The following is a 13,645-nucleotide window of genomic DNA, read 5'->3' as shown; positions in this document are numbered from 1 at the left end:
TCCGGTCACTGAACAGGCTTGAAAAGCCGGTTGGCCATCCCCATCTTTGTTGCCATGCACAGTCAGGCCGTCATTCGGCTCAAGCGAGGTAAATGAAGTGACTACCATAGTTTCAGTTCGCCGCAACGGTCAGGTCGTCATCGGTGGCGATGGCCAGGTCTCCCTTGGCAACACCGTCATGAAGGGCAATGCCCGCAAGGTTCATCGCCTCTACAACGGCAAGGTGCTGGCAGGTTTCGCCGGCGGCACCGCCGACGCCTTCACCCTGCTCGAACGCTTCGAAGCCAAGCTGCAGGCCCACCAGGGCAACCTGGAGCGCGCCGCCGTGGCGCTGGCCAAGGACTGGCGCACCGACCGCGCCCTGCGCCGCCTCGAGGCCCTGCTGGCGGTCGCGGACGAGCACAAGTCCTTCATCATCACCGGCAACGGTGACGTGGTGCAGCCGGAGCACGATCTCATCGCCATCGGCAGCGGCGGCAACTTCGCCCAGTCCGCCGCCATCGCCCTGCTGGAGAACACGGACCTCGACGCCAAGAGCATCGTCGAGAAGGCCCTCAAGATCGCGGGCGACATCTGCGTGTTCACCAACCAGCACCACACAGTGGAAGTGCTGGACTACAGCGCCAAGTAAGCGCCCCCTCTTCTTAGGGGCGGCCAGGCCGCCCCCGACACAGGAATCCCATCATGTCCGAGATGACCCCGAGAGAAATCGTCCACGAGCTGGACAGGCACATCATTGGTCAGGCCGATGCCAAACGCGCGGTCGCCGTCGCCCTGCGCAACCGCTGGCGCCGGATGCAACTCAATGAGGAGATGCGCCACGAGGTGACCCCGAAGAACATCCTGATGATAGGCCCGACCGGCGTCGGCAAGACCGAGATCGCCCGCCGCCTGGCCAAGCTGGCCAACGCCCCCTTCATCAAGGTGGAGGCGACCAAGTTCACCGAGGTGGGCTATGTGGGCAAGGAAGTGGACAGCATCATCCGCGATCTGACCGACGTCGCCATCAAGCTGGTGCGCGAGACCGAGATGGAGAAGATGAAATACCGCGCCGAGGAGGCCGCCGAGGAGCGCATCCTCGACGCCCTGCTGCCAAACCCGCGCAACAGCTGGGGCGAGGAGGAGAAAGCCGACAACTCCAACACCCGCCAGATCTTCCGCAAGAAGCTGCGGGAAGGCCAGCTGGATGACAAGGAGATCGAGCTGGATCTGGCCGCCACCCCCATGGGCGTAGAGATCATGACCCCGCCGGGCATGGAAGAGATGGCGAACCAGCTGCAGGGGCTGTTCCAGAACCTGGGCCAGGGCCAGAAGAAGAAGCGCAAGGTCAAGGTCAAGGAGGCCATGAAGGCGCTGATCGAAGAGGAAGCAGCCCGCCTGGTCAACCCGGAAGAGCTCAAGCAGAAGGCCATCGCCTCCGTCGAGAACAACGGCATCGTCTTCCTCGACGAGATCGACAAGATCTGCAAGCGCGGCGAGAGTTCGGGCCCGGACGTCTCCCGTGAAGGGGTCCAGCGCGACCTGCTGCCCCTGGTCGAGGGCTGCACCGTCAACACCAAGCACGGCATGGTCAAGACAGACCACATCCTGTTCGTCGCCTCCGGCGCCTTCCAGATCGCCAAGCCGTCCGACCTCATCCCCGAGCTGCAGGGGCGCCTGCCGATCCGGGTCGAGCTGACCGCGCTGACCACCGAAGACTTCGAGCGCATCCTGACCGAGCCGAACGCCTCCCTGACCGATCAGTACCAGGCGCTGATGGCCACCGAAGGGGTCAAGATCGAGTTCACCCAGGACGGCATCCGCCGTCTGGCCGAGGCGGCCTGGCAGGTCAACGAGCGCACCGAGAACATAGGTGCCCGCCGTCTGCACACCGTGATGGAGCGCCTGATGGAAGACATCTCCTTCGATGCCTCCGAGCAGTCCGGCGCGACCTTCGTCATCGACACCGACTACGTCAACGCCCACCTCGGCAAGCTGATTGAAGACGAGGACCTGAGCCGCTTTATCCTGTAACAGGTTGATAGAAAAAGAGAGTCTGAGCGGTTCAGTATCCTGTAACAGACTGATCGAAGACGAAGTTCTGAGTGGTTTAATAGCCTGTAAGCGAACCACTCAATCTCATAGCAAGACGCCTCCCCTGTGGAGGCGTCTTCGTTTTCAGCGCTCTCCCAACTCGCGGCCGTCCCGGGTCGCGTCACCCTGCACGACACACTCCCCTCTTCCCGCCAGCCAGAATGCCGTCACCAGCAGCAAGGCCGTCAGGGCAAAGGTGACCCGGGTGGCGAACACCAGCTCGTCCGCCGTGGCCGTGGCGAGATCGGGCCGCCCCACCAGGGTGGCGAACAGGGCACCCAGCCCCGCCGCCCCCGTCAGCTGGCCCAGATTGCGCGACAGGGTCAGCAGGCCGGCCACGGCCCCCCTGCTCCGCTCATCCACACCACCCACCACGGCGCTGTTGTTGGCGGTCTGGAACAGGGCGTAGCCGGCGGTCAGCAGCAGGATGGGCAGCAAGTAGCCGAGGGGGCCGAGGGCCGATCCCGGGAGGACGAGACAGGTCACGGCCCCCACCATGAGCAGCAGCCCCAGCCGCACCACAAAGGTCGCGCCGACCCTGTCCACCAGCCAGCCGGCGGGCATGCCGGACAGCGCCGCCAGCAGGGGGCCGCCCGAGATCATCAGACCCACGGTGCCCATGTCGAGGGCGAAGACCCCGTGCAGGTAGAAGGGGCCGATGAGCAGGGTCACCACCATGACGCTGGCCACCAGGGCGCTGGCGACGATGCCGTTGCGCCGCCCGGCATCCCCCGGCAGCCCAGGCGGCAACAGGGGAGCCTGGGAGCGCGCCTCGAGGCGCACAAACAGCGTGGTCGCCAGCAGGGCCCCCAGTCCAGCCCAGATCCCGGCCAGGCTACCCCACGTCAGCGCCAGCCCGTAGCAGAGCAGCGCAACCACCAGCGCCAGCAGGCCGGGGAGAGGGAGCCCGTCCCGGGACGAATGCCCGTCATCCGGCGGCAGACCGCCCCAGAGACACCCTGACGCCAGCAGCCCGAGGGGAAGCAGCAGCAGGAAGGGGGCCTGCCAGCCAAATCCGGCGATCAGCAGACCGCCGAACGAGGGGCCGAGCGCCGTGCCGCAGGCCGACAGGGTGCCGAGCAACCCCATGCTCCAGCCGCGCCGGGTCGGCGGCACCAGCTGCCCCACCATGGCCAGCGAGAGCACCAGCATGCAGGCCGCTCCCGCCCCTTGCAGGGCACGGGCCGCGATCAGCCAGCCGATGGAGGGCGCCAGGGCGCACAGCAGGGAGGCCAGCACGAACACCCCGGAGCCACAGAGCAGCAGGCGACGGCGGCCAAGACGATCGCTGAGCCGACCGGCCACCACCGTCAGGCAGGTGATCCCCAGCAGATAGGCCACCAGCACCCACTGCAGGCTGGCAAAGGGCACCGCAAATACCGGCCCCAGGGCAGGCAGCACCAGGTTGGCCATGCTCCCCGCCAGCATGGGCAGCAGGGTGGCGAGCCCGAGCCCCGCGAGCCCCAGGCGGTGCGTCACGGGAGGGGAAACGAGAGGCTTTGTGGACATGGCAGTATCTCCGGCAAGTGATGATGCCGACAAGGCTAGTGGGCACGCTGACAAGGCGGAAGACGCACGGCTTGCAGCGTATAGCTGCACCAGACGCCATATCAAAGAGCCACAGCTCGCGTATGATGGGAAGACTCACAAGTACCGGCTGCGAGGGCAAGACCATGACCACACCCGATCTCAACCTGCTGCTCACCCTGGAGGCCCTGCTGGAGGAAGGCAGCGTGGCCGGCGCCGCCAGACGCCTCTCCCTGAGCCCCTCCGCCATGAGCCGGGCCCTGGCCAGGCTGCGGGAGACCACGGGGGATCCCCTGCTGGTGCGGGCCGGCCGTGGCCTGGTACCGACCCCCAGGGCGCGGGAGTTGGGCGAACGAGTCGGCCGGCTGGTGCAGGAGGCCCGAAGCGTGCTGCGTCCCCAGCAAGCGGTGGATCCGGCGAGCCTGGTGCGCACCTTTCGCCTGAGATCCAGCGACGGCTTCGTGGAGGCGGTCGGTCCCGCCCTGCTGGCCCGCCTCGCCGCCGAGGCCCCCGGAGTGCGACTCCATTTTCTGGCCAAGCCCGACAAGGAGAGCGGCCCCTTGCGCCGCGGCGAGCTGGACTTCGAAACCGGGGTGATAGGTACACAGACGGCGCCCGAGCTGCGTACCCAGGCCCTGTTTCAGGACCACTTCGTCGCCGTGGTACGCCCGGATCACCCGCTCTGCGACGGCCCCCTGACCGCGGCCCGCTATGCCGCCGCTCGCCACGTACTGGTGTCCCGCCGGGGTCAACTCCACGGCCCCGTCGACGAGGTGCTCGCCACGCAGGGACTGACGCGGACCATTGCGACCCTGGTGCCCGGTTTTGCCACGGCGCTGGCCCTGGTGCGCGGCAGCGATCTGGTGGCGACCGTGCCCAGATTGCACTGCGCCAGCCTGCTCGGCGACCTGGTCACCCTGCCCCTGCCCTTCTCGCTGCCCGGGATCCGGGTCGCCCTGCTCTGGCACCCCAGCCAGGATGCGGACCCGGCCCACCGCTGGCTGCGCACCCTGATACGCGAGACCTGCGCCCGTCCGCCTTATCGAACAAGGGTCGCCGACACGCCATAACACCGGCAGCGCGGCCTGAACCGGAGAGACCTGCGCCCGCCCTCCTTCTTATCGGACCGAGATCGCCGATACCCCATAGCGCCGGCTGCGCGGCCTGGATCGGTGAGCCCCCTCCTCCTTCTTATCGGACGGCGATCGCCGACCTCCCATAGCGCTCGCGGATCACACTGCTGAAAAAAATCCCGTCACCCGCTTCCGCTATTTTTATACGCACGTATAATTACGTGCAAAGTTTGTACACCAGGAGCGATCGCAGGATGCACCCGACCCGTCAGAAACTGCTCGATACCGGCCTTGCCATCGCCACCGACAAGGGGCTACGCGGCCTCACGGTGCGCGAGCTGGCGACGGCGGCCGAGGTCAATCTCGGCACCTTCGTCTATCACTTCGGCAACCGCGACGCCTATATCGACGAGCTGGTGGAGCTCTGGTACGCCCCCCTCTACGACGAGCTCAAGGCGGTGGCGGCCCGCGGCGCCTACCCCTCTGCCCTGGCAACCTTCGAGGCCACCATGGAGGCGCTGATCACCCTAGTGGCCCGCCAGCGTGGCTTCATCAACCACCTGTTTGGCGACGCCCTGGCCGGCGAGAACGCGGCCCAGCGCTTTCTGCTGAGCCTGCCGCGCCGCCACCCCCTGCTGCTGCTCGAACAGGTGCAAAAAGCGCAGGCGGAAGGATCCCTGGTGGCGGCCAACCCCTTGCAGCTGATGATCTTTATCATGGGTTCCGTGGGCCTGCCCCTGGTGATCGCCGGTGGCGGGCGCCAGCTCGGCTGGCTGCCCAGGGAAGCCGCGCCCTTCCTCGCCCAGATCGACAACCCCGAGGCTGCCCGGCAGCGGCTGGCGTGGGCCCTGCGTGGCCTGCGCCCCACCGAAGGAGAACGGGTATGAAACAACGCATTGTGCTGGTGGCCCTCGTATTGGCCCTGATCGGCGGCTACCTCTGGTGGCAGGGGCGGCCCGCCGACGGCGCCATCCTCTACGGCAACGTCGACATCCGCGACGTCAATCTGGCCTTTCGAGTCGGGGGGCGCGTCGAACGGGTGCTGGTGGATGAGGGGGACGGGGTGAAAGCCGGCCAGCTGCTGGCACGCCTGGATCCGGCGCCCCTCACCCACAGCCGCGACAGTGCCCGCGCCAATCTGGCCGCGATTAGTGCCGCCAACGCCTTGATGCACAAGGGATATCGCAGCGAGGAGACGGACCGTGCCCGGGCCGAGCTGGCGGCCGCCGAGGCCGCCGCGCTGGAGGCCGACAAGCAGTGGCGCCGCCAGAGCGCCCTGGCGGCCACCGGTGCCATCTCCCGCGGCCAGCTCGACAGCGCCCGCTCCCAGCGGGATCAGACCCAGGCCAGGGTGCGCGCCGCCCGCGAGCAGCTCGCCCAGCTCGAAACCGGCTATCGCCCCGAGGAGATCGCCCAGTCCGACGCCCAACTGGACGGCGCCAAGGCGGCGCTGGCCAGCGCCGAGCTGGCGCTCGCCGACGCCGTGCTGACCGCCCCGAGCGACGGCATCATTCTGACCCGCGCCATCGAGCCAGGCACCCTGGTGCAACCGGGGGCCACCGCCTTCAACCTCTCCCTGACCGCGCCGGTCTGGGTGCGCGCCTATGTGGAGGAGCCCTGGCTTGGCCACTTCCCGAGCGGTGCCAGGGTGCAGCTCACCACCGACTCGCGGCCGGACAAGCCCTATCAGGGGGTGGTGGGCTTTGTCTCGCCCACCGCCGAGTTCACCCCGAAATCGGTGGAGACGCCGGATCTTCGCACCCACCTGGTCTACCGGCTGCGCATCGTGGTGCAGGATCCCGACCCGGCCCTGCGTCAGGGGATGCCGGTCACCGTCAGGCTGGCCCCATGAGCGCCGCCATCCGGCTCGAGGGGTTGACCAAGCGCTTTGGCGAGCGCGTGGCGCTGGATGCCATCTCGGCCACCATACCGAGCGGCGGCATCACGGGCCTGGTGGGACCGGACGGGGCGGGCAAGAGCACCCTGCTGCGCCTGCTCGCCGGCCTGCTGGTGCCGGAGGCGGGGCAGAGCCGGGTGCTGGGGCTGGATCCGGTGCAGGAAGGCGATGCCTTGCGCCAGCGCCTCGGTTATATGCCCCAGCAGTTCGGGCTCTATGAAGATCTCAGCGTGCTGGAGAACCTCGCCCTCTACGCCGACTTGCGCGGCGTGGTGGAGCCCGAGCGCAGCACGACGTTTGCCCGGCTGCTCGCCTTCACCGATCTCGCCCGCTTCACCGCCAGGCCGGCGGGCAAGCTCTCGGGGGGCATGAAGCAGAAACTCGGGCTGGCCTGCGCCCTGCTCGGCACCCCGGATGTGCTGCTGCTGGACGAGCCCGGGGTCGGGGTCGACCCCATCTCCCGCCGCGCCCTGTGGAAGATGGTGCGCGAGCTCGCCCAGGGAGGCATGACGGTGCTCTGGAGCACCGCCTATCTCGATGAAGCTGAGCTCTGCGATCACGTGCTGCTGATGGCGGACGGCGAGCTGCGCACCAGCGGCACCCCGGCGGAACTCATGGGGGCCATGGCGCACCGCTGCTGGCTGCTGGAGGCGGGTCAGCTGGATGGCCGGGAGCGGCGCGCCCTGCTGCGCCGGGCGCTGGCCCATCCTGCCGTGATGGATGGCGCCGTGGCCGGAGAGCGGGTGCGCCTGCTGCTGCACGCCGGCGTGGCAACCCCCTCGCTGGCGGAGCTGGGGCTCTCTGAGGGGGCCTTCGTACCGACCCCGGCCCGACTGGAGGACGCCTTCATCGACCTGCTCGGCGGCGGCCCCGGCGGAGAGTCGAGCCTGGCGGCCGGGATGCGCGAGGCCGCGCTGCCGGCAGGGGTCTCCCCCGAAGCGGTGATCGAGGCGCGCCACCTCACCAAGCGTTTCGGCGACTTCGCGGCCACCGACGACGTCAGCTTCGCGGTGCGCCGGGGCGAGATCTTCGGCCTGCTCGGCCCCAACGGCGCCGGCAAGTCCACCACCTTCAAGATGGAGTGCGGCCTGCTGCGCCCAAGCGGTGGCCAGGCCCTGGTGACCGGCATCGATCTGGCCCGCAGCCCCTCGGCGGCGCGCCAGCACCTCGGCTACATGGCCCAGAAGTTCTCCCTCTACAAGCAGCTCACCGTGGCCCAGAACCTCGCCTTCTTCGCCGGCATCTACGGCCTGTTCGGTCGTGCCCAGCAGGCACGCATCGACGCCATGGTGACGGCCTTCGCCCTCGCCCCCTGGCTCGATCAGAAGGCGGAGTCCCTGCCACTGGGGCTGCGCCAGCGCTTATCGCTGGCCTGCGCCCTGCTGCACGCGCCGCCGCTGCTGTTTCTCGACGAGCCCACCTCCGGAGTCGACCCTGTCACCCGGCGCGAGTTCTGGTCCCACATCAACGCCCTGGCCGATCACGGGGTGACCGTGCTGGTCACCACCCACTTCATGGACGAGGCGGAGTATTGCGACCGCATCGCCCTCATCTACCGCGGCAAGCTGCTGGCCCTCGGCACCCCGGACGAGCTCAAGGGGCTGGCCGCCAAGGACACCAGCACCGCCTTGCCAACCATGGAAGAGGCCTTTATCACTTTGGTCGAGCGGGCCGACGAGGAAACCCCATGAGCATCAGCCGTCGCCGCCTGCTGGCCCTCTGCCGCAAGGAGTCGCTGCAGATCGTGCGCGACCCGAGCAGCATACTGGTCGCCTTCATCATGCCGGTGGTGCTGCTGGTGGTGATGGGGTACGCCATCAACCTGGACGTGGACCACCTGTGCCTCGGGGTCTGGCGTGCCGACGGCGGGGCGCCGGCGATCCGCTTAGAGCAGGCTCTGCGCGGCTCCACCGCCCTGGAGGTGCAGGGTGGCCCGAGCAAGGAGGCACTGCTGGGGAGCCTTGAGCACGGCGAGATCCGGGGGCTGCTGGTGATCGACGAGGGCTTCTCCCGCGCCCTGGCCGGCCAGGGAGGGGGGACGGCGTCCATCGTCCTGCTCACCGACGGCACCGAGCCCAACACGGCGAACTTCGTCACCCACTATGTGCAGGGGATCTGGCAAGGCTGGCTTCTCGGTGAGGGCAAGCCCCAGAGCCAGCCGGTGGAGCTGCGCACCCGGGCCTGGTTCAATCCGGCGCTAGTGAGCCGCAACTTCCTGGTGCCGGGCTCCATCGCCGTGGTGATGACCATCATAGGCGCCCTGCTCACCTCCATGGTGGTGGCCAGGGAGTGGGAGCGCGGCACCATGGAGGCCCTGCTCGCCACCCCGGTGACCAGGACCGAGCTGCTGCTCTCCAAGCTCTTGCCCTATTACGGGCTCGGCATCGCCGCCATGCTCATCTGCCTGCTCTTCTCCGTGGTGGTGATGGGGGTACCCTGGCGCGGCTCCCTGGTCGTCCTGTTCCTGGTCACCAGCCTGTTTCTCGGCAGCGCCCTGGGGCTGGGGCTGTTTCTCTCCACCCTGATGCGCAGCCAGTTCAACGCCGCCCAGGCGGCCCTGACGGCGGCCTTCCTGCCGGCCATGATGCTCTCGGGCTTCGTGTTCGAGATCGCCAGCATGCCGCCTTGGCTTCGGGCCATCACTCACCTCATTCCGGCCCGCTACTTTGCCAGCTCCTTGCAGACCCTCTATCAGGCGGGCAACGTGCTGTCGATCCTGCTGGTCAACGCCCTCAGCCTGCTGCTGCTGGCGCTCTTCTGGCTCGCCCTCACCGCCCGCAAGACGCGGCGCACCCTGGAGTAAGCATGCTGACTCGACTCTGGTGGCTGGTGCGAAAAGAGCTCGCCATCCTGCTGGGCAACACCCAGGGGCGCTTCCTGCTGATCATGCCGGTGCTGCTGCAGACCGCCCTCTTCCCCTTCGCCGCCACCCTGGAGGTGACCGGCAACACGCTGGCCGTCTACAACCAGGACGGCGGCGCCGAGAGCCGCGAGCTGATCGAGCGCCTCACCCATATGCCCGCCTTCACCACCATCATTCCGGTGCAAGGCGAGGCGGGAATGACCGAGGCCATCACCGGGCAGCAGGCGCTGCTCGGGCTGATCATCCCCCCCGACTTCTCCCGCCGGCTGGCCCGCGGCGACACAGCCCCGCTGCAGCTTGTCATCGATGGGCGTCGCTCCAACGGCGGCCAGGTGGCGGCGGGCTACATCAACCAGGTGATCGCCCGCTGGCAGAGCGAGGGGCGCGGCGCCCCCGAGCTGCCGGTGCGCCACCTCTACAACCCCAACATCGAGTTTCGTTGGCACGTGCTCCCCTCCCTGGTGGCCATCATCACCACCATAGGCTGCCTCATCGTCACCGCGCTCTCGGTGGCGCGGGAGCGGGAGGAGGGCACCTTCGACCAGCTGCTGGTCTCCCCCCTCACCCCGGGCTGGATCATGGCGGGCAAGGCGGTGCCCGGCATCCTGGTGGCGGTGGGACAGGGCACCATAGTCGCGCTGGCTGCCCGCTTCGTCTATCAGGTGCCCTTTTCCGGCAGCCTGACCCTGCTGCTGGCCGGCATGGTCTGCTACGGCCTGGCGCTCGCCGGGATCGGTCTCTTCATCTCCTCCCTCTGCACCACCCAGCAGCAGGCGTTTCTCGGGGTCTTCTGCTTTATGGTGCCGGCGGTGATCCTCTCTGGCTATGTCTCGCCGGTGGAGAACATGCCGACCCTGTTCCAGTGGCTGGCCGCCATCGACCCCCTGACCCACTTCATCGTGCTGCTCAAGGGGGTCTTCCTGAAGGGGCTGGGCTGGTCGGCCGCCTGGCCCCTGCTCTGGCCCCTGATCGCCATCGGCGGCGTCAGCCTTTCCCTCGCGCTCGCCCTGTTCCGCCGCCATATCGCCTGACGCGCCACCCGACTTGCGATGCCGGTCTCACCCAGTGCGAGACCGGCGTGTTGGCGGTAGATGTTTTCATCTCCCTCCATACAGCAAATCACTCTTCCCCCGATTGCCTCCCTCCGGCCAAGCCCACAAATCATCAACTGGTATACCTATTTTTGTATAGCACTGAATTTTCTCGAATTACCCCTGATGAGATATATAAATGGACACTTGATTTGCATCAATTGGCCGCCCCCTCCAACTGGGTAGCCTAGCCTCAGAATGATGTTTTATTACTCCAAACTTGAGGCAACTATGAGCAAAGTCAGACTGGTCGTTGTGGGCAACGGCATGGTGGGGCACCGCTTCATCGAAGAGCTGATCGAGCGGGCCGACCCGGGCCGCTACGAGATCACCGTCTTCGGTGCAGAACCCCGCCCCGCCTACGATCGCGTCCATCTCTCCTCCTACTTCTCCCATCACACCAGCGAAGATCTCTCCCTCGTCAAACCCGGCTTCTACGACAAGCACGGCATCCGCCTGCTGCTCGGCGAAGCGGTGAAAAAAATCGACAGGGCCAACCGCGAAGTGCACTCCAACAAGGGCACTGTGGTCGGGTACGACAAGCTGGTGCTGGCCACCGGCTCCTACCCCTGGGTGCCGCCCATTGCGGGCAGTCAGCACCACGAGTGCTTCGTCTATCGCACCATCGAGGATCTGAAAGCCATCCGCAGCGCCGCCAAGAGCGGCAAGAGCGGGGTGGTGATCGGGGGCGGTCTGCTTGGCCTCGAAGCCGCCGGTGCCCTCAAGGCACTGGGTCTCGAGACCCACGTGGTGGAGTTTGCCCCCGTGCTGATGGCCGAGCAGCTCGACGGTCAGGGCGGCCAGCTGCTGCGCCGCAAGATTGAATCCATGGGCGTGCAGGTGCACACCAGCAAGAGCACCAGCGAGATCCTGATGCACGGCGGCCGCGACGCCCAGCACCGCCTCGCCTTCGCCGATGGCAGCCAGCTTGAAGTAGACGTGGTGGTCTTCTCCACCGGCATCCGCCCGCAGGATACCCTGGGCCGTTATTGTGAACTGGCCATTGCCGACCGTGGCGGCGTGCTGATCGACGATCACTGCCTCACCTCCGACCCCGACATCTACGCCATCGGCGAGTGCGCCGCCTGGCAGGGCCGCTTCTTCGGGCTGGTGGCACCGGGCTACAAGATGGCCCAGATCACCGTCGACCATCTGCTCGGCGGCGACAGCCGTTTCGAGGGGGCGGACATGAGCGCCAAGCTCAAGCTGCTCGGCGTCTCCGTCGGCTCCATCGGCGATGCCCATGGCCGCACCCCGGGCAGCCACAGCTATGTGTTCCAGGATGACCAGGCCGGCGTCTACAAGAAGATCGTGGTGAGCGAAGACAACAGCCGATTGCTCGGCGCCGTGCTGGTGGGTGACGTGGAAGATTACGGCAACCTGCTGCAGATGATGCTCAACGCCCTGCCCCTGCCGAGCCACCCGGACACCCTGATCCTGCCCGCCTACGCCGGGGCCAAGCCGACCCTGGGGGTGGATGCCCTGCCTGAGAGCGCCCAGATCTGCTCCTGCTTCGACGTCTCCAAGGGCGACATCGCCAAGGCGGTGGCCGAAGGTCACACCACGCTGGCCGCCATCAAGCAGCACACCAAGGCCGGTACCGGCTGCGGCGGCTGCGTGCCGCTCATCAGCCAGGTGCTCAACGCAGAATTGGTGAAGCAGGGGATCGAGGTCAACAACCACCTCTGCGGCCACTTCCCCCACACCCGCCAGGAGCTGTTCCACCTGGTCAAGGTGGAGGGGATCAAGAGCTTCGACGAGCTGCTGGCCAAGCACGGTCACGGCCATGGCTGCGAGGTGTGCAAACCGACTGTCGGCTCCATCCTCGCCTCCTGCTGGAACGACTATGTGCTGAGCCCGCTCAATACCCAGCTGCAGGACACCAACGACATCTTCCTCGGCAACATGCAAAAGGACGGCACCTACTCCGTCATCCCGCGCATGGCCGGTGGCGAGGTGACCCCGGAAGGGCTGCTGGCAGTGGCCGAAGTGGCCCGCGACTACCAGCTCTACACCAAGATCACCGGCGCCCAGCGCATCGGCCTGTTCGGGGCCCAGAAGGATGATCTGCCCGCCATCTGGCGCAAGCTGCTGGCGGCGGGTTTCGAGACCGGTCAGGCCTACGCCAAGGCGCTGCGCATGGCCAAGACCTGCGTCGGCAGCACCTGGTGCCGCTTCGGCGTGCAGGACAGCGTCGGCCTCGGGGTCTTCCTCGAGAACCGCTACAAGGGTATTCGCACCCCCCACAAGATGAAGTTCGGCGTCTCCGGCTGTACCCGCGAATGTGCGGAAGCCCAAGGTAAGGATGTCGGCATCATCGCCACCGACGCGGGCTGGAACCTCTATGTGGGCGGCAACGGCGGCATGAAACCGCGCCACGCCGACCTGCTGGCGTCTGACCTCGACCGCGAGACCCTCATCAAGCTGATCGACCGCTTTATGATGTTCTACGTCACCAGCGCCGACAAACTGCAGCGCACCTCGGTCTGGCTCGGCAATCTGGAAGGGGGCGTCGACTACCTGCGCGAGGTGATCGTCGACGACAAGCTGGGACTGGCCGAGACGCTGGAGCGCGATATCCAGACCCTTATCGACAGCTACGAGTGCGAATGGTCGCGCACCCTCAATGAAGAGCAGGCGTTGCAGCGCTTCAGCCACTTCATCAACAGCGACAAGCGCGACCCGGACGTTCAGTTCGTCAGTGAACGCGCGCAGCACCGACCGGCGACCCCGGCCGAGCGCATCCCCGTCTACCAAATCGATATGGAGGCAAAGTGATGAAATTCGCCTGCCAACTCAACGACATCCTGCCAGGCACCGGCGTCTGCGCTCTGCTCGAGGGGCGTCAGATCGCCCTGTTCCGCCCGAGCGCGGCGGCCGAGGTGTTCGCCATCGACAACCGGGACCCCTTCTTCGCCGCCAACGTGCTGTCGCGGGGCATCATCTGCGAGCACGAGGGCGAGCTCTGGGTCGCCAGCCCGCTCAAGAAGCAGCACTTCCGTCTGCGCGACGGCCACTGCCTCGAAAATGCAGCCATGTCGGTGCAGGGCTACCCCGTCGAAGTGCGCGATCAGCAGGTCTGGGTCGCCGTCTAACAGCAGACCCCACCCCGGCCCTCCCC

At 67.1% G+C, this 13,645-nt stretch carries 11 protein-coding genes; 10 read left to right on the top strand and 1 reads right to left on the bottom strand.

Features of this window, described 5'->3' with window-relative positions; genetic code table 11:
- Positions 1-97 precede the first annotated feature (97 nt).
- Together hslV and hslU are read left to right on the top strand one after the other, a co-directional pair.
- Entirely contained in the window at positions 98-631 is a 534-nt protein-coding gene (gene hslV / locus BN1132_RS15755; RefSeq protein WP_042078734.1) for an ATP-dependent protease subunit HslV, read from the top strand.
- Positions 632-684: 53 nt separating this feature from the next.
- The gene (gene hslU / locus BN1132_RS15750) at positions 685-2,013 is read left to right on the top strand and encodes an HslU--HslV peptidase ATPase subunit (protein ID WP_042078733.1); all 1,329 of its coding nucleotides are present in this window, start codon (positions 685-687) and stop codon (positions 2,011-2,013) included.
- A 144-nt stretch (positions 2,014-2,157) separates the two neighbouring features.
- Here the strand turns inward: hslU and BN1132_RS15745 are convergent, their stop codons facing one another.
- Positions 2,158-3,582: an MFS transporter gene (locus tag BN1132_RS15745; RefSeq protein ID WP_042078732.1), complete on the bottom strand. Its 1,425-nt coding sequence runs from the start codon at positions 3,580-3,582 to the stop codon at positions 2,158-2,160.
- Positions 3,583-3,746: 164 nt separating this feature from the next.
- Here BN1132_RS15745 and BN1132_RS15740 point away from each other — a divergent pair, with 164 nt between their 5' ends.
- The 8 genes from BN1132_RS15740 to nirD all read left to right on the top strand — a co-directional run bounded on the left by BN1132_RS15740 (position 3,747) and on the right by nirD (position 13,619).
- Complete coding sequence (locus BN1132_RS15740) at positions 3,747-4,670, top strand: LysR family transcriptional regulator (RefSeq protein WP_042078814.1); 924 nt, start codon at positions 3,747-3,749, stop codon at positions 4,668-4,670.
- A 257-nt stretch (positions 4,671-4,927) separates the two neighbouring features.
- On the top strand, positions 4,928-5,560 hold the full coding sequence (locus BN1132_RS15735; protein ID WP_042078731.1) for a TetR/AcrR family transcriptional regulator: 633 nt from the start codon (positions 4,928-4,930) through the stop codon (positions 5,558-5,560).
- Positions 5,557-6,525 carry a secretion protein HlyD gene (hlyD, locus tag BN1132_RS15730; protein WP_042078730.1) on the top strand — a complete coding sequence of 323 codons (969 nt, stop codon included), beginning with the start codon at positions 5,557-5,559 and terminating at the stop codon, positions 6,523-6,525. Before BN1132_RS15735 ends, hlyD begins: the two co-directional genes overlap by 4 nt.
- A complete protein-coding gene (locus tag BN1132_RS15725) occupies positions 6,522-8,261 on the top strand; it encodes an ATP-binding cassette domain-containing protein (RefSeq protein WP_042078729.1) in 1,740 nt (579 codons plus the stop codon). Before hlyD ends, BN1132_RS15725 begins: the two co-directional genes overlap by 4 nt.
- Positions 8,258-9,373 carry an ABC transporter permease gene (locus BN1132_RS15720; protein ID WP_042078728.1) on the top strand — a complete coding sequence of 372 codons (1,116 nt, stop codon included), beginning with the start codon at positions 8,258-8,260 and terminating at the stop codon, positions 9,371-9,373. Before BN1132_RS15725 ends, BN1132_RS15720 begins: the two co-directional genes overlap by 4 nt.
- A gap of 2 nt (positions 9,374-9,375) precedes the next feature.
- On the top strand, positions 9,376-10,464 hold the full coding sequence (locus tag BN1132_RS15715; RefSeq protein WP_042078727.1) for an ABC transporter permease: 1,089 nt from the start codon (positions 9,376-9,378) through the stop codon (positions 10,462-10,464).
- A 291-nt stretch (positions 10,465-10,755) separates the two neighbouring features.
- Positions 10,756-13,302, top strand: coding sequence for a nitrite reductase large subunit NirB (nirB, locus tag BN1132_RS15710; protein WP_042078726.1), 2,547 nt, complete (start codon positions 10,756-10,758; stop codon positions 13,300-13,302).
- Positions 13,302-13,619, top strand: coding sequence for a nitrite reductase small subunit NirD (gene nirD / locus BN1132_RS15705; protein ID WP_042078725.1), 318 nt, complete (start codon positions 13,302-13,304; stop codon positions 13,617-13,619). Before nirB ends, nirD begins: the two co-directional genes overlap by 1 nt.
- Positions 13,620-13,645: the final 26 nt, after the last annotated feature.

Source organism: Aeromonas sanarellii (assembly GCF_000820085.1).
GTDB classification, from domain to species: Bacteria; Pseudomonadota; Gammaproteobacteria; order Enterobacterales; family Aeromonadaceae; genus Aeromonas; species Aeromonas sanarellii.
The sequence above is the reverse complement of the archived record's forward strand: the minus strand, read 5'-3'. Positions and strand labels throughout refer to the sequence as shown.